At 58.7% G+C, this 14,165-nt stretch carries 15 protein-coding genes; 5 read left to right on the plus strand and 10 right to left on the minus strand.

Annotated features, from left to right (window positions below):
• Nucleotides 1-36: 36 nt before the first annotated feature.
• The 6 genes from BXY66_RS03640 to BXY66_RS03665 form a co-directional block, all read right to left on the minus strand.
• Nucleotides 37-747, minus strand: a complete 711-nt coding sequence (locus BXY66_RS03640) for an alpha/beta fold hydrolase (RefSeq protein WP_132858812.1) — start codon at nucleotides 745-747, stop codon at nucleotides 37-39.
• A complete protein-coding gene (gene pcaD, locus BXY66_RS03645; RefSeq protein WP_132858813.1) occupies nucleotides 740-1,528 on the minus strand; it encodes a 3-oxoadipate enol-lactonase in 789 nt (262 codons plus the stop codon). Before pcaD ends, BXY66_RS03640 begins: the two co-directional genes overlap by 8 nt.
• Nucleotides 1,528-2,724, minus strand: a complete 1,197-nt coding sequence (locus BXY66_RS03650) for an endonuclease/exonuclease/phosphatase family protein (protein WP_132858814.1) — start codon at nucleotides 2,722-2,724, stop codon at nucleotides 1,528-1,530. The genes pcaD and BXY66_RS03650 overlap by 1 nt, the downstream gene beginning before the upstream one ends.
• Nucleotides 2,725-2,939: 215 nt before the next feature.
• Nucleotides 2,940-3,914 carry a threonine ammonia-lyase gene (locus BXY66_RS03655; RefSeq protein ID WP_132858815.1) on the minus strand — a complete coding sequence of 325 codons (975 nt, stop codon included), beginning with the start codon at nucleotides 3,912-3,914 and terminating at the stop codon, nucleotides 2,940-2,942.
• Complete coding sequence (locus BXY66_RS03660; protein ID WP_132858816.1) at nucleotides 3,911-4,750, minus strand: alpha/beta fold hydrolase; 840 nt, start codon at nucleotides 4,748-4,750, stop codon at nucleotides 3,911-3,913. The genes BXY66_RS03655 and BXY66_RS03660 overlap by 4 nt, the downstream gene beginning before the upstream one ends.
• 3 nt (nucleotides 4,751-4,753) lie before the next feature.
• A complete protein-coding gene (locus tag BXY66_RS03665) occupies nucleotides 4,754-5,437 on the minus strand; it encodes a haloacid dehalogenase type II (protein ID WP_132858817.1) in 684 nt (227 codons plus the stop codon).
• A gap of 140 nt (nucleotides 5,438-5,577) precedes the next feature.
• On the opposite strand from BXY66_RS03665, the gene BXY66_RS03670 reads away from it, so the two are divergent.
• Nucleotides 5,578-6,006 carry an FKBP-type peptidyl-prolyl cis-trans isomerase gene (locus BXY66_RS03670; RefSeq protein WP_058241264.1) on the plus strand — a complete coding sequence of 143 codons (429 nt, stop codon included), beginning with the start codon at nucleotides 5,578-5,580 and terminating at the stop codon, nucleotides 6,004-6,006.
• Nucleotides 6,007-6,105: 99 nt separating this feature from the next.
• Complete coding sequence (locus BXY66_RS03675; protein ID WP_132858818.1) at nucleotides 6,106-7,185, plus strand: NAD(P)H-dependent flavin oxidoreductase; 1,080 nt, start codon at nucleotides 6,106-6,108, stop codon at nucleotides 7,183-7,185.
• Between the two features lie 139 nt (nucleotides 7,186-7,324).
• On the opposite strand, the gene BXY66_RS03680 is transcribed toward BXY66_RS03675, so the two are convergent.
• The 3 genes from BXY66_RS03680 to BXY66_RS03690 all read right to left on the minus strand — a co-directional run bounded on the left by BXY66_RS03680 (nucleotide 7,325) and on the right by BXY66_RS03690 (nucleotide 10,261).
• Nucleotides 7,325-8,116, minus strand: coding sequence for an enoyl-ACP reductase FabI (locus tag BXY66_RS03680; protein ID WP_132858819.1), 792 nt, complete (start codon nucleotides 8,114-8,116; stop codon nucleotides 7,325-7,327).
• Nucleotides 8,117-8,123: 7 nt separating this feature from the next.
• Nucleotides 8,124-9,353 (minus strand): beta-ketoacyl-ACP synthase I, encoded by a 1,230-nt coding sequence (fabB, locus tag BXY66_RS03685; protein ID WP_132858820.1) that lies wholly within the window; start codon nucleotides 9,351-9,353, stop codon nucleotides 8,124-8,126.
• Nucleotides 9,354-9,454: 101 nt separating this feature from the next.
• The gene (locus tag BXY66_RS03690) at nucleotides 9,455-10,261 is read right to left on the minus strand and encodes a crotonase/enoyl-CoA hydratase family protein (protein WP_132858821.1); all 807 of its coding nucleotides are present in this window, start codon (nucleotides 10,259-10,261) and stop codon (nucleotides 9,455-9,457) included.
• 279 nt (nucleotides 10,262-10,540) lie between these two features.
• Here BXY66_RS03690 and BXY66_RS03695 point away from each other — a divergent pair, with 279 nt between their 5' ends.
• Complete coding sequence (locus tag BXY66_RS03695) at nucleotides 10,541-11,875, plus strand: serine hydrolase domain-containing protein (protein ID WP_132858822.1); 1,335 nt, start codon at nucleotides 10,541-10,543, stop codon at nucleotides 11,873-11,875.
• Between the two features lie 80 nt (nucleotides 11,876-11,955).
• Here BXY66_RS03695 and fabA read toward each other — a convergent pair whose 3' ends face one another.
• Nucleotides 11,956-12,462 (minus strand): bifunctional 3-hydroxydecanoyl-ACP dehydratase/trans-2-decenoyl-ACP isomerase, encoded by a 507-nt coding sequence (gene fabA, locus BXY66_RS03700; protein WP_132858823.1) that lies wholly within the window; start codon nucleotides 12,460-12,462, stop codon nucleotides 11,956-11,958.
• 197 nt (nucleotides 12,463-12,659) lie between these two features.
• Here fabA and irr point away from each other — a divergent pair, with 197 nt between their 5' ends.
• Together irr and BXY66_RS03710 are read left to right on the plus strand one after the other, a co-directional pair.
• Nucleotides 12,660-13,076, plus strand: coding sequence for a Fur family transcriptional regulator Irr (gene irr, locus BXY66_RS03705; RefSeq protein ID WP_132858824.1), 417 nt, complete (start codon nucleotides 12,660-12,662; stop codon nucleotides 13,074-13,076).
• A 90-nt stretch (nucleotides 13,077-13,166) separates the two neighbouring features.
• A complete protein-coding gene (locus BXY66_RS03710) occupies nucleotides 13,167-14,159 on the plus strand; it encodes an NADPH:quinone reductase (protein WP_132858825.1) in 993 nt (330 codons plus the stop codon).
• Nucleotides 14,160-14,165 lie beyond the last annotated feature (6 nt).

Raw genomic sequence — 14,165 nt, forward strand, 5'->3', positions numbered from 1 at the left:
GGACACCCCTAATTTTCAAAGAATTCTGAAAGGGAGTTATTTGGTGATGATCCGGTGAACCAACGCAGCCAGCTCTTCTGGAGCAGCAAGAAACGGCGAGTGACTCGTGTCCATTTCATAGACGTCTTCGCTGGGCCAGTCCTTGGTCATGGTGTGCTGGAACTCGGGCGGAATGGTTTGGTCATTGTTACAGCGGATGTAGGACTTTGGCGTTTTTGCGTAGCCGCTGCCTAAGGAAATCGGAGTTTCTTGCGGCAGGATGGGTTGCGGGCAGAGGTGATCATTTGCGAAGTCTTCGGTGCCTTCGGGCGTGTCGTGATAAAACACGCGGCGTGTCTTCGCTGGATCGATGGTGTAGCTGAGGCCGTCCTCCGATTTGATGACGGCATCCAGTATCGGCTGGCGCGGCGCTGCGCGGCGCATATCGGCGAGCGAATGCCGGTCCCAAGGGGCATAAGCACAGAGAAAGATCAAACGCGCAATTTTCCCGTCTGCCAGGTCAGCAGCCCTCGAAATGGGATAGCCGCCCCAGCTGTGCCCCAGAACGAAGGTGTTGTCGCCGAGTGCATCAGCAACGGTTTGTCCACAGGTATCCAGCGTGACATCTTCAATGGGGGTACTGTCCTGACCGTGACTGGGCAGGTCTATCGCGCGGGCGGAGTGGCCGAGGGCTTCGAGTGCCGGTATGAGATCGCGAAAACACCACGCTCCGTGACAGGAACCATGCACCAGGAGAATGTCAGACATGAGCGGTTTCCTTGAGAAAGCCGTTGATGAGGGCTGCGTAGTCTTCCGGTTTTTCTGCGCAGGGCAGGTGGCCGGTACGCCGCATCAATTCCATCCGCGCGCCCGGAATCAGTTCTACTGTTTCTCGCACAAGGTCCGGTGGCGTCGCCCCGTCTTCTGATCCCGCTATGCCCAAGGTGGACAGGCGCAACCCCGATGTGGGGGTGTAGAAGTCAGTGCCTTTGATCGCGGCACAACAGCCCATGTATCCTTCTGGTGGCGTACTTTCGAACATCGCTTGCCAGTGCGCGAGTTCAGGCCGGGCAAGAAAGTCACGACTGAACCAGCGCTGCATTGTGGCGTTTGCCATGGAGGTGAGCCCACCTTTGCGAACTTGTTCGATCCGGTCGTCCCAGAGCTTTGGTGAACCGATTTTGGCTGCTGTGTTGGAAAGGACCATGGCACGCACAAGATCGAGGCGTTTTACCGCCAGACCCTGAGCAATCATACCGCCGATCGAAAGGCCTACGACGAGTGCATCCTTGATTTCCAGATGATCCAGAAGGGCCTCAGCATCCTTGACGAGCGTTCCCATCGCGTAGGGGGCAGGCGGCACATCTGTCTCGCCGTGCCCCCGCATGTCATAGCGGATGATACGCAGACCTTTGGTCAGGAACGGCAGGATGGGTTCCCAAAGGCCCATATTGGTGCCAAGCGAATTGATGAAAACAACTGGCGCTCCATTCGGGTCGCCATCTTCGCGAAAGTGGGTGGAAATTCCATTGAGATTTGCGAGGGGCATCAGTCGTCCTTAAGCCGGATGTGGGCCATGATCTGCCCGTGATCGGAAGCAAGTTTATTATAAGGTGCTTCGGCATGGCTGCCGTCTGTCAGATGGTCGTTCAAAACCGAGAAATACTCCATTTCGCCAATCGCCGCGGCATTGTCCGGATGGAAATGCTGGCTGAGGTAGATCTGATCAATGCTTTCGTAAACGCCACCAAAGGCCGTGGTGTAGACCATGTCGCGCATGGATTTCTTCACAAAAAGGCTTTCTGCGGAGGTCAGGCGGACCTTGTTCACAGCCTTTTGGATGAGGTCGTTTTCTTCGCGCGAATATCTGTCGGCGCCGTGTTTGGCGTCGTGTCTGAGCATCCATGAGTAGTTGCGGAAGGGCACTTCGCCGGAGATGATTTCTGAACTGACCGCATGTTCGCCGTCGTTGAAGTCACCCATAACCATGACGGGGTGTCCTGCGTTGAGTTCGGCCACGATTTCCCGGCGCAAAACCCAGGCTTCGGCCATACGGCGCAGGGCGGCACGCATGGCGCCCATGGCCCGGCCTACGGGGTCGTATTGCGTGAGATCCGCCTCCGGTGCCCTGCCATCATCACCGCGGGGAAATTCGCCGAGCTTGGATTTCAAGTGGCAGTTGAAGACGGTGATGGTGGTGGTTTCGGAGACCCGTATGCGGGCTTTCAAAATCGGGCGGGAGAGGCGGGTAAGGCGATAATGGCCCCCGTCCTCGCCGGTGAGGTCTCGGAAGGGAATGTCGAGTGGTTTGGGTAGGTCTTGGATGATCTCGGGCGTACCGGCAAAGCCGAAGCGCGAAAGGATCGCGACACCGGGGCGGCGTTGGCCGGGTTCGCCGGTGTCGTTGATGTTGGGAGCGACAAAAAGGCTTTTGTCTTCGTACGGGGTGTAGCCCAGTTTGCGGAAGATGGCCTTGCGGTGGTAGCGCTTGGATTTGTCGGGGAGAACAGCTTTGTTGCTTTCGATGCCGTTGCGGTCGGCCTCGGCAATGACATTGCGCAGGGTGGCCTCGTCAAAGATTTCCTGAAAGCCGATGATGTCGGCGTCCATGGAGAAAATCTGCGAGGCGGTCCAGTCTTCTTTCCAAGCGTATTCTTCGGGAGTGTACGACTGGAACGGATAATATTCCTGATCCGGGCCGATGAGGTTTTTGACGTTGAAAGAGGCGATGGTGAAACGGGTCATGGGATTATCCTGAGAAACAGAAATCCGAGGCGCGCAGCGGCTCGGATCGTACCCGACCCCGCCTTGTCGCACCGGAGGTGCGCCATGCCTGAATGGGTGCGCGTCCGGCGTGACGGCGGGTGCGAATTTCAAACTGATTTGAGCGATGGGGCATCGCGTTGGTCCTTGTTGATGCGGTGACGATGGCCGCCATTGGTGCGGGTGCGATCCTAGTGTTAGTCAAACCTGGTGATGGCATTGGCGAAAATCTCGGCATCCACATTGCCGCCCGTGCAGACGGCAACAACGGCGTCGCCCTCGATGTTTTCACCATGGAAGAGGGCTGCAGCGAGCGCGACTGCACCGCCGGGTTCCACCACGATTTTCAGGCGTTTGAAAGCCAAAGCCATCGCACGAAGTGCCTCGTCTTCGGTGACCACCAAACCCGGGCCGCAAAGACGGGACATGATCGGAAACGTCAGGTTGCCGGGTTGGGGCGTTATGATAGCATCGCAAAGCGATCCGGATTGGGTCGGATTGGACTGGATTTCACCGGTTCGGAGCGACCGTGCGACATCGTCAAATCCTTCGGGCTCGCAGGGGCGGACGCGCAAGTCAGGTGCATCGGCCTCCAGCGCCAAGGCGATTCCGGAAGACAGACCGCCGCCGCCGCAACAGACCAGAACGTCGCCCGAGGTCACGCCGAACTCGGCGGCTTGGGCCGCGATTTCGAGGCCGGTGGTGCCTTGACCGGCGATGACTTGCGGCTCGTCATAGGGACGGATCAGGGTAAGACCGCGTTCTTCGGCAATCCTGCCGCCGACTTCTTCGCGTTGTTCCCCGCCTGCGCGGTCATAAAGCACGACTTCGGCCCCAAGTGCGCGTGTGTTGGCGATTTTCAGTTTGGGTGCGTTTTTCGGCATCACAATGACGGCAGGCGCCCCATGCTTGGCGGCGGCTAGGGCAACGCCCTGTGCGTGGTTTCCTGAACTGTAGGCGATGATGCCGCGCTTAAGGGTAACCTCGTCCAGAGCCGAGACCGCCGACCAACCACCGCGGAATTTAAAGGAGCCGGTGTGTTGCAGGCACTCCGGTTTAACCAACACCTGACGACCGGCGATCTCGTCCAGAAACGGCGAGGTCAAAATTGGTGTGCGTCGTGCGTGACCTTGCAGCCGGTCGGCTGCTGCACGGATCATGTCGATGTTCATGAAGGGCTCTCCAGTTGGTCTATCCAGCTTTGCAGGATGGCGACTGCATCCGGTTCGTCGAGAAAGAGAACATGACCGCGGTCGGGGATTTCTGCCGCAAGAATCGGGCCGCGATTTAGCATCTCGGAATATGTCTGCGCGGACAGAATGTCAGAGTTTGCACCGCGGATCACTGCAAGAGGCATGCCCTTTAGAGCATCAAAGAGCGGCCAGAGATCGGGCTGTTCCGCGCGGGGATCAAAGGTCGCAAGCGTCGCATTACGCAGTTTGGGATCATAGTTGATCGCGAGGCCGTCCGGCGTTTCAACGAAGTGTTTTGTCACTTCTTGCCGCCAGCGGCTTGGCGGCACCCCGTCAAAGCCGGGTATGCGCGTGGCGAAGGCTTCGGCGGCTTCATCAAGCGTTTTCCAGACGGGGTTGCGCCCGATAAAAACGAGGATGATCTCAAGCCCGTCGGTTTCGATCACCGGTCCGACATCGTTAAAGCACACGCCATTCAACCGCTGCGGTGCTATTTGACCGAGATGCATGGCAATAAGGCCGCCGCGGGATGTGCCGAGAACAGCTGCCTTTTCAATCCTCAAGTGATCCAGCAGTTCGATTGCATCGCGTGCTTCGCGGTCCACCGAATAAGACATGAAGTCTTCTGCCCAGTCTGACTGGCCACGACCGCGATAATCCAACCGGATCACCCGCGCGGCTGTCATTGCGGGTAGGGCGTAATCAAAATCGGTGCTATTGCGGGTTAACCCAGCAAGGCACAGGACGACGGGTCCGTCGCCGCCAGTATCTTCAAAAAAGAGCGAAAGACCGTCTGATGTTGTAAATCTGGGCATGCGTCAAACTGCGTGATCAGGGATGGTTGTTAGGTCGGACAGGATGATCGCTGGTTTCCACGGCATCCGGTCAACGGGTTCGCCCGCGCGGTTCACCCATGCGGTTTTGAAGCCGTAGCCAGTTGCGCAAGCCGCGTCCCATCCATTTGAGGAGACAAAAAGCACTTCGTCGCGCGCGCAACCAAACCGCTTGGTGACCAGTTCATAAACGGACTCTGCAGGCTTGAAGATACCGACGCTCTCCACACTCAACACATCATCCAGAAATTCCTGAACGCCCGCGCTCTCGACCGCCCCGCTCAGCATTTCAGGCGATCCGTTGGAGAGTATCGCCGTGTTCAGGCCGCGGGATTTCAGATCCGCAAGCATTTGCGGGACTTCGGGATAGGCTGACAGCTCCCAGTAGAGTGCGAGCAGGCGTTCTCGGAGTTCCGCATCGCCTTGCAGGCCGGAGGCTTCAAGCGCCCAATCCAAACCGTTCTGGGTGACCTCCCAGAAATCTGTATGTGCATTGGCGACAGCTCGCAGCCAGGTGTATTGCAACTGCTTCAGTCGCCAGTCATTCGCGACTTTCATCCAGTGTTTTGCAAAGGCGTCCCGACCGGGTTCGGCCGCGGCTTCCCGAGCGGCTGCGGCCACGTCGAAGAGCGTTCCGTATGCGTCGAAAATGCAAGTTGTGATGGCCATGTGATCCTCCCGTTATGGCGCAGATTGTCAGGTTTCGCAGGGGGCGGAAAGGGGCGTTTGCACTTTCGGACCTACGACTTTAGGGTGCGGCCTTTATGCGGGCCGGTGGGGTGCGCACTTAGACAATGATGGGACACACCATGACAGCCGCAAAATCGGGCGATACCGTTCGCATTCACTACACTGGCACTCTGAGCGACGGATCGGTCTTTGACAGCTCCGAGGGGCGTGATCCGCTTGAGTTCACTCTCGGGTCAGGGCAGGTCATTCCGGGCTTTGACAATGCCGTGGATGGCATGAGCGTAGGCGACAAGAAGGTTGCGGAGATTCCTGCAGATCAGGCGTATGGCCCGCGCCACGAAGAAGCCATTCAGGACGTCCCGCGCGAACAGATTCCGGCGGAGATCCCGCTTGAGATCGGTCTGCAACTGCAGATGCAGTCGCCGACCGGGCAGGTTGTGCCTGTGACTGTGGTGGAAATCACGGACGAGATCGTGAAGCTCGACGCCAACCACATGCTGGCGGGCAAGGATCTGACATTTGCGATCGAGCTGGTATCAATCAACTGACCCCGTATTCGCAGATTTAGGACAGAAGCTCGCCCGTATTTTGGCGGGCTTTTTCTTTGGGCGGGCAAGGCCTAGCGTGGAACCGGAGGGAGACATGTCATGGACTTGATCACAAAGCTTGGCCTGCGCTGGCCGATTTTTCAGGCACCCATGGCGGGCGTTTCGACCCCCGCAATGGCAGCCGCGGTAAGCAACGCCGGAGGGCTTGGCGCGATGGGGCTTGGCGCGGCCGGCGTCGACGGCGCCCGCACCATGCTGCGCGCCGCGCGAGCACTGACCGACAAGCCGATCAATGCAAACCTGTTTTGCCATGCCCCTGCCGTTCGCGATGCCGGAAAAGAGGCCGATTGGATCAAAGCGTTGCGGCCGGTTTTTGAAGGTTTTGGCGCTTCGCCACCGGATTCACTGTCGGAAATCTACCGTACGTTCCTCGAGGATCGCCTCATGATGGACATGCTGCTTGAGGAAAAACCAGGCGTGGTCAGCCTGCACTTTGGCTTGCCCGCAACCGGATGGATTGCCGAACTGCAAGCAGCGGGTAACCTTGTCTTTGCCAGTGCGACATCCGTGGAAGAGGCAGAGGCTTGTGTTGCGGCCGGTGTCGATGCGGTTGTAGCCCAAGGAATCGAGGCCGGCGGCCACCGGGGGGTATTTGATCCGGCGTCTGAAGACAGTGCGATGACAACTCTGGAGTTGGTCGGCGCGTTGAATGCAGCAGTAGACGTGCCGGTTATCGCTGCGGGCGGTATCATGGACGGGCGAGGCGTGGCGGCGGCGCTGGATGCCGGTGCTGTGGCGGCGCAACTTGGCACGGCCTTTATTGACACTGATGAATCCGCTGCGGACGCGGGGTATCGCGCTGCTTTGAGGCAGGCCGGCGCCGGTTCAACGGTCCTGACCCGCGTCATTTCGGGTCGGGCGGCGCGTTGCCTGTCAAACCGGTTTGTGGTGTTGGGCGAGGCGCTGGGCGAGGTGTCGGCACCGGATTATCCGGTGGCTTACGACATCGGAAAAGCGCTGAATGCGGCTGCAAAAAATGCAGGCGAGGCAGGCTATGGCGCCCAATGGGCGGGCACTGGCGCAGGGCAGATCAGGCGAGGAACATCAGCCGATATCCTGCGCGCCATCGCATCGGAACTCTACACCACGAAATCTGACGACCTGCCCCCAAGGGGATAAAGTGGCCGTTGTCGAGACGGAAAGATGCGTGTTCCCTGATCTTCTGACTGGTTTCAAATACCCGAAGGCTCAAGCCGGAGGCTTGAGCCGGGCCCAACCCCGATAGGGGGCGGGAGCCCGTTTGCAGGAATTCAAGCGCTTAGAGGTTTTCTGGCTGTGGCATGCCCAGGACGTGATAGCCGCCATCCACACGCAGAATTTCTCCAGTGGTGCAGGCGCCGGCCTCCGACGCCAGGTAGACCGCAGTACCGCCGATGGCTTCGAGTGTGGCGTTGGCGCGCAAAGGCGCGTTCTGCTCGGTTTGGCGGAACGTTTTGCGCGCGCCGCCAATAACGGCGCCGGCAAGCGTCTTCATCGGGCCGGGAGAAATCGCATTTACGCGAATGCCGTCAGGGCCAAGATCGTTTGCCAGATAGCGGGTTGCGCTTTCCAGTGCCGCTTTTGCCACGCCCATCACGTTGTAAAAGGGGGTGACGCGGGTCGATCCCTGGTAAGTCAACGTCAGGATCGTTCCGCCGTTCTCCGCCATCATCGGATGCGCGCGGCGCGCGACTTCAATGAGCGAATAGCAGGAGATGTCCATCGAGTTCTTGAAGTTGTCACGCGAGGTGTCCACAAACCGACCGGTGAGTTCGTCCTTGTTGGAATAGGCAATCGCGTGCACCAGAAAGTCGATGGTCGGCCATTTTGCGCCAAGCTGTTCGAACGCGGCATCCAGTGAGGCGTCGTCGGTCACATCCACATCGACAAGGAAATCGCTTCCAAGACTTTCTGCCAATGGTGCGACCCGCTTGCCGAATGCGTCTCCCTGATGGGTGAATGCCAACTCCGCGCCTGCGTCATGCATCGCCTTGGCGATGCCCCAAGCAATCGAGCGTTCGTTGGCGACGCCCATAATCAGGCCGCGCTTGCCCTGCAGTGTATTCCGCATGGTCTCGTTATCCCTCGAACTTCGACAAGAGCATCGAGCCGTTGGTGCCACCAAAGCCGAAGCTGTTTGTCATCACCGTATCAAGACCGGCGTTTTCAATTGTTTTGGTCGCAATCTCGTCAGGGTTGATCGCCGGATCGAGGGTCTCGACATTGATAGAAGGGGTGATGAAGTCACCGTCCAGCATCAAGAGGCAGAAAATAGCCTCCAGAGCACCGGCCGCGCCCTGGGCGTGGCCGGTCATCGATTTCGTGGAAGAAATGGGAGGCGTGCTGCCTTCGCCAAAGACGCGGCGCACGGCCTCGACTTCGCCGACGTCGCCGACTGGTGTGGATGTGCCGTGGGCGTTGATGTAGCTGACAGAACGACCTTCCGGCAGGGTCGACACCGCAAGGCGCATGGCGCGTTCGCCGCCTTCACCGCTCGGGGCAACCATATCGTGGCCATCAGACGTTGCCGCAAAGCCGGTGACCTCGGCGTAAATTTTTGCACCACGGGCCAGCGCGTGCTCAAGGTCTTCCAGAACCACGATGCCGCCGCCGCCGGAAATCACGAAACCATCGCGGTTTTCATCAAAGGCGCGGGAGGCTTTTTCCGGAGTGTCGTTGTATTTGCTGCTCATTGCGCCCATGGCGTCAAAGAGGCAGGACAGGGTCCAGTCGAGTTCTTCGCCACCACCAGCGAACATCACGTCCTGTTTGCCCATCATGATCTGTTCCGCGGCGTTGCCGATGCAATGCAGAGACGTCGAACAGGCTGAGGTGATCGAGTAGTTGATGCCTTTGATTTTGAAGGCGGTTGCCAGATTTGCAGAAATGGTCGAGCTCATGCACTTCGGCACGGCGAACGGTCCGATACGCTTGGTCGCGCCGGTCTTTTCGACCGTCTGGTGGGCCACAAGCATGGCAGAGGTCGAGGGCCCGCCGGAACCAGCCACGAGGCCGGTGCGTTCGTTGACGATCTGCTCTTCGGTCAGGCCCGCATCAGCAATCGCCTGCTGCATGGCAATATGGGCGTATGCGGCGCCAGGACCCATGAAACGCAGGGTGCGTTTGTCGACCAGTTCCTTGATGTCGATGTCGATATGGCCCGCGATCTGGCTGCGGAAACCATGTTCGGCCATTTCGGCACTGGCGGAAATGCCGGATTTGCCTGCCTTGAGCGAGGCTGTGACTTCTTCGGCATTGTTGCCGATCGAGGAAACGATACCCAGTCCGGTAACGACGACGCGACGCATGTGCGCTCTCCCTTAGATGTGTTGCTGCCTATGTAGGGCATTGGGCGGGCAGGGCGCAAGGTGGGGCCGCGAGTTCTGCGGTTTCGCGCCCCGTTTTGCCATCAGTCGTTGGGGCGCACGCGCGCAGCGCTTTTGTCCGCGAAAGCCGCCAGTCGCGTGCGGGCGTCCGGCTGCGTGTTTACGACGCCTGCCACAACCGCTTCGGCATAGGCACCATCCAGTGCGGACATGTTCTGGATGTGGCTGACGGCAGAGCAAATGGCGAAGTTGGACAGCGGCAGGTTCTGTGCAATCCGATCTGCCAGTTCCAGAGCGCGGTCGAGGCTGGAGCCTTCCACGATGTATTGTGCGAGACCAAGATCGACCGCTTCCTGGCCTTGATAGACCCGACCTGTCAGCATCATGTCGATCATGCGTGCTTTGCCAACGAGATCGGTTACACGAATTGTCGCGCCGCCACCTGTAAAGAGGCCGCGTTGACCCTCGGGCAGTGCGAAATATGTGGTTTCGTTCATAACGCGAACATGGGCCGAGCTGGCCAATTCCAGTCCCCCTCCGACAACGGCGCCCTGAAGGGCGGCAACCACCGGGACGCCGCCGTATTCCATTTTGTTGAAAGCTTCGTGCCAGCGCAGGCAAACATGCATGAAGTCCGCCGGACTACGATCTTCGTCGTGGTGCTCGATGAGATCAAGTCCCGCGCAGAAATGGTCACCGGAGCCGGCGAGAACCGCCACGCTCACACCGGCGCGCGGAGCCAGCGAGAAGAACTCCACGAGTTCTTCAATGGTGTCGATGTCGAGTGCGTTGCGCTTGCTGGGACGGTTCAGGGTCACAACCCAGACGCCATTGTCGCGTTCTTCAACAGCCAGATTGGAGAAGCGGGATTTATCGATTTGAATCGCCATTCGGTGGCTCCGGAATTGAATGAGAATTTCGTCAGGTTGAACAGGTTCTTGACGGAGGGGCAACGCAGATAATTTGCGACGTCGCGACATACACCGTGAATAGGTTGCCATGGTAGCGACGGCAGGCCCTCGCAAGGCGAAACACTTTTGTAGCGCCGTGGCCGCGAGGTGTGGCCGCGTCGGTTGGGACTTAACGGAACTGTGGCGCACGGCACGGTCATGGTCTTAGATGGGTGCAACTTGTGTTGCAGGAACCGGGCGTCCGGTTGAGAGGAAGACATGCTATTGAAAGCGCTGAAGTATGGGGTTGGACTGGTCCTTGTCGGGTTTGCCGGTCTGGTGGTCTTTTTGTTTGTCTCACCGCCCGCGTTGTTGAAGGTGGGAACGAACTATTCTGCTAAAATAGTATGTTCCAATGTGTTCATTGCCAATCGCGACGCGCAGGAGGTGCTGACTGTTGATGTGCAAGCGCCGGGGCATCCGTTGTTGAAGCACATCTCCGTCGATGTCGACGCGGAAGCCCAGCGTGTCGAAGCACGGGTTTTTCGGTTTTTTGCTCCGGCGGTATCGCAGTACCGAAGCGGCCTTGGATGCACCAACGTGCATGACGCTGATCTGAGTTCTGCCAAGCTTGAGTCCCTGCCGGATGCTGGTCCGGGAGTTTGGCCGGTGGGCAACGACGTGACGCCAATCGATAATGCGGCGTTGTCAGATGCGCTTTCCGATCCGGATTTGCTGGGGGAAGGAGCCCGTGCTGTTGTGGTGGTGAAGAACGGGCGTGTCGTGGGCGAGGCCTATGCAGAGGGGTTTGATGAAACGACACCTTTGCTTGGCTGGTCCATGACCAAAACCGTAACGGCAAGCATCATTGGCGCATTGGTCCAAAACGGCGACATGACGGTCGAGGACACGTTGGAGAACACCTATCCGGAGTGGGCACAGGATGGGCGAAACGCGGTGCAAGTCGGCGACATGCTGGCAATGGCGAGCGGACTTGATTGGAATGAAGACTACGGCAATGTGTCGGATGTCACGCAGATGCTTTACCTGAACGACGACATGGCAGGTTTCGCTGCCAATCGGGACTTGGCCAGCGAAGTCGGGACGGCCTTTAATTACTCTTCCGGAACGTCGACAATGTTGTCTCGCGTCTGGCAGGATCACCTCGACGATGATGGTTTGTCTTATCCTCAGGAGGCGCTTTTCGGGCCGCTGGGGATGACCTCCGCGATTATGGAGACGGACGCCTTAGATACCTACGTCGGGTCGAGCTACATGTATGCCACAGCACGTGATTGGGCGCGATTTGGCCAGTTTCTTTTGCAGAAGGGCGTATGGAACGGACAACAGATATTGCCGGTGGGATATGTAGACTGGATGTTTGAACCGGTGGCAGTGTCCGAGGACGTCTATGGCAAGGGACACTTGTGGATCGACAGCACCGAGAACCAGGGACAGTTTGAGGGTTCCGTCTGGCTGCTTGGCCACGACGGGCAGTCTGTGGGCGTGTTTCCTAAGCGTGACATCGTGATTGTGCGGCTGGGATTGACGCCATCCAAGATAGGCTACTCTCAGTTGCCATTGGCCGAGGCCGTGCTGAAAGCGCTGGACTGAAGGCGGCTTAGAATGAGCCATCCCGACCAAACAAAAAAAGAGGCCCGCAGGCCTCTTTTTCATTTAGGTGTCGCTGTTGCTTATTCCGCCGCAAGACCGACGCGCATGTCTTTGACTTCGTAGATAATCTCGCCGTCGGCAAAGACCTTGCCGTTGGCCACACCAAGCTTGAGCTTGCGGTCGATGATGCGGGTGAAATCCACGTTGTACGTCAGCATCTTGCGGTCAGGTTTGACCATGCCTTTGAGTTTCACTTCGCCCACGCCCATTGCCATGCCTTTGCCGGGCATGCCGCGCCAGCCGAGGTTGAAGCCGGTAAGCTGCCATAGTCCATCGAGACCAAGGCAACCGGGCATGATCGGGTTGCCCGGGAAGTGGCATTCGAAGAACCAAAGGTCGGGGGTGATGTCGAATTCCGCAACCACGTGGCCCTTGCCGAACTCGCCACCATCCGCAGAGATGTCGGTAATGCGGTCCATCATCAGCATCGGCGGAGCAGGCAGTTGCGCATTGCCGGGGCCGAAGAGCTCGCCGCGGGCGCATTTCAGCAGGTCCTCTTTGTCAAAGCTGGTAGGATAGTCGGCCATGCGAAAGGTCCTTTAGTCGTGTCACGTTCTGTTCTAGGTCCCGCCCCGTCTATCACCTGTGGCTTTGCTCCCGCAAGGTGGCTGTGACAAGGCGTCCCGTGGGCTGCAACTGATTTTCAATTGAATGTAGGGGGCGCGGCGGGGTATAAGCCTTGTCAGGCAGGCGCAAGCGCGCGTTAACCCCATGGGATCATGACATGATTGACCAAGCGACCCGCAACGGTACCGACTGGCTGACATCGGCAGGATTGCGCCCGACGCGGCAGCGTGTGGCTCTGGCTGCGTTGTTGGTGGGGGATGGCAACGACAGGCATGTGACGGCCGAGAGCCTATTTGCATCGGTGCGCGAGCATGGCGAGAGCGTTTCGCTGGCGACGGTCTACAATACTCTGCGTGCATTCTGCGACGCGGGGCTGATGCAGGAAATCACGGTTGACGGGTCAAAAAGCTACTTTGACACCAATACCCACGATCACCCGCATTTCTTCTGGGAAGACGACCGTACTTTGACGGATGCTCCTGCTGAACAATTGCAGATCGCGCAGCTGCCTGAGGTGCCCGAAGGCGCCGAGATCGCCAAGGTTGACGTAGTGATCCGGTTGCGCCGCACCTGAGCGCAGTCTGACGCGACGACGTTCCAACATCCGAGAATTGTGCCTTTGTCCGGGCTGTGACAGCATGGCTGCCAACGAGGGAGATTTGTCATGAAGGCAGTTGTTTGGCGGGCTTTTGGCCCCGCCGCAGATGTTTTGTCTGTGGAAGAAATGGTCCGGCCGGATATCGGTGCCGGAGAGGTTCTGGTTCGGGTGGCGTTCAGTGGGGTGAACCCTTCGGATTGTAAGGCCCGTGGAGGCGCGCGTCCGGGCGTTACGAAGCCACCTTTTGAAATGATTGTGCCCCACAGTGACGGAGCGGGCGTGGTCGAAGCCGTAGGGCAGGGCGTGGACGCATCGCGTGTGGGCGAACGTGTCTGGCTTTGGAACGGGCAATGGCAGCGGGCCTTTGGCACCTGTGCAGAATATGTGGTCCTGCCAGCGGAGCAGGCGGTCGCGCTGCCGGAAACCGTTTCGCTGGAAGATGGTGCGGTTCTGGGTATTCCGGGTCTGACGGCGGCGCAGACGGTGTTCGGTGCCGGTGATGTGGCTGGTAAGACCGTGCTTGTGTCCGGAGGTGGTGGTTCGGTTGGCTATCTCGCGGTTCAGCTCGCGGTCTGGGGAGGCGCAAGAGTGATCGCGACCTGCGGTGCAAGAGACGTTGCGCGGGTAAAAGCGGCGGGAGCGGATGTTATCCTGGACTACGCCAGTGCCAATCTGGCGTCCGAGATACTGACTGCGACAGACGGGGCGGGTGTGGATCGCGCGATCGAGGTCGAACTGGGGCCAAACCTGCCAATGTTGTGCGAGGTGATGAAGCCTTTGGGTACGATTGCCGCCTATGGGTCGGCAAAAGAGATGACGCCACAGATGCCATTTGGCCCGATGCTGTTCAAAGCTTTGAAGGTCGACATTACGCTGATTTATATCCTGCCATTAGACGAGCGCCTGCGGGCTGTCGCAAAGCTGCACGAAGCGTTGAGCGCCGGTGCGTTGCGGTTTGAACCGCCGCACGTATTTGCACTTGAGGAAGTTGCGAAGGCACATGAGATGGTTGAGGCCGGTGGGCGGACTGGCGCAGTCTTGGTGAAAGCTACCGCCTGACGGACA

Source organism: Shimia isoporae (genome assembly GCF_004346865.1).
GTDB classification, from domain to species: Bacteria; Pseudomonadota; Alphaproteobacteria; order Rhodobacterales; family Rhodobacteraceae; genus Shimia; species Shimia isoporae.

What these genes read in the sequence shown, in the direction of transcription:
- BXY66_RS03690 (WP_132858821.1), bottom strand. Translation starts at nt 10,261, where the DNA reads ATGGCGATTCAAATCGATAAATCCCGCTTCTCCAATCTGGCTGTTGAA.
- BXY66_RS03655 (WP_132858815.1), bottom strand. Translation starts at nt 3,914, where the DNA reads ATGAACATCGACATGATCCGTGCAGCAGCCGACCGGCTGCAAGGTCAC.
- BXY66_RS03670 (WP_058241264.1), top strand. Translation starts at nt 5,578, where the DNA reads ATGACAGCCGCAAAATCGGGCGATACCGTTCGCATTCACTACACTGGC.
- pcaD (WP_132858813.1), bottom strand. Translation starts at nt 1,528, where the DNA reads ATGCCCCTCGCAAATCTCAATGGAATTTCCACCCACTTTCGCGAAGAT.
- BXY66_RS03680 (WP_132858819.1), bottom strand. Translation starts at nt 8,116, where the DNA reads ATGCGGAATACACTGCAGGGCAAGCGCGGCCTGATTATGGGCGTCGCC.
- BXY66_RS03695 (WP_132858822.1), top strand. Translation starts at nt 10,541, where the DNA reads ATGCTATTGAAAGCGCTGAAGTATGGGGTTGGACTGGTCCTTGTCGGG.
- BXY66_RS03665 (WP_132858817.1), bottom strand. Translation starts at nt 5,437, where the DNA reads ATGGCCATCACAACTTGCATTTTCGACGCATACGGAACGCTCTTCGAC.
- BXY66_RS03650 (WP_132858814.1), bottom strand. Translation starts at nt 2,724, where the DNA reads ATGACCCGTTTCACCATCGCCTCTTTCAACGTCAAAAACCTCATCGGC.
- fabA (WP_132858823.1), bottom strand. Translation starts at nt 12,462, where the DNA reads ATGGCCGACTATCCTACCAGCTTTGACAAAGAGGACCTGCTGAAATGC.
- BXY66_RS03640 (WP_132858812.1), bottom strand. Translation starts at nt 747, where the DNA reads ATGTCTGACATTCTCCTGGTGCATGGTTCCTGTCACGGAGCGTGGTGT.
- BXY66_RS03710 (WP_132858825.1), top strand. Translation starts at nt 13,167, where the DNA reads ATGAAGGCAGTTGTTTGGCGGGCTTTTGGCCCCGCCGCAGATGTTTTG.
- BXY66_RS03675 (WP_132858818.1), top strand. Translation starts at nt 6,106, where the DNA reads ATGGACTTGATCACAAAGCTTGGCCTGCGCTGGCCGATTTTTCAGGCA.
- irr (WP_132858824.1), top strand. Translation starts at nt 12,660, where the DNA reads ATGATTGACCAAGCGACCCGCAACGGTACCGACTGGCTGACATCGGCA.
- fabB (WP_132858820.1), bottom strand. Translation starts at nt 9,353, where the DNA reads ATGCGTCGCGTCGTCGTTACCGGACTGGGTATCGTTTCCTCGATCGGC.
- BXY66_RS03660 (WP_132858816.1), bottom strand. Translation starts at nt 4,750, where the DNA reads ATGCCCAGATTTACAACATCAGACGGTCTTTCGCTCTTTTTTGAAGAT.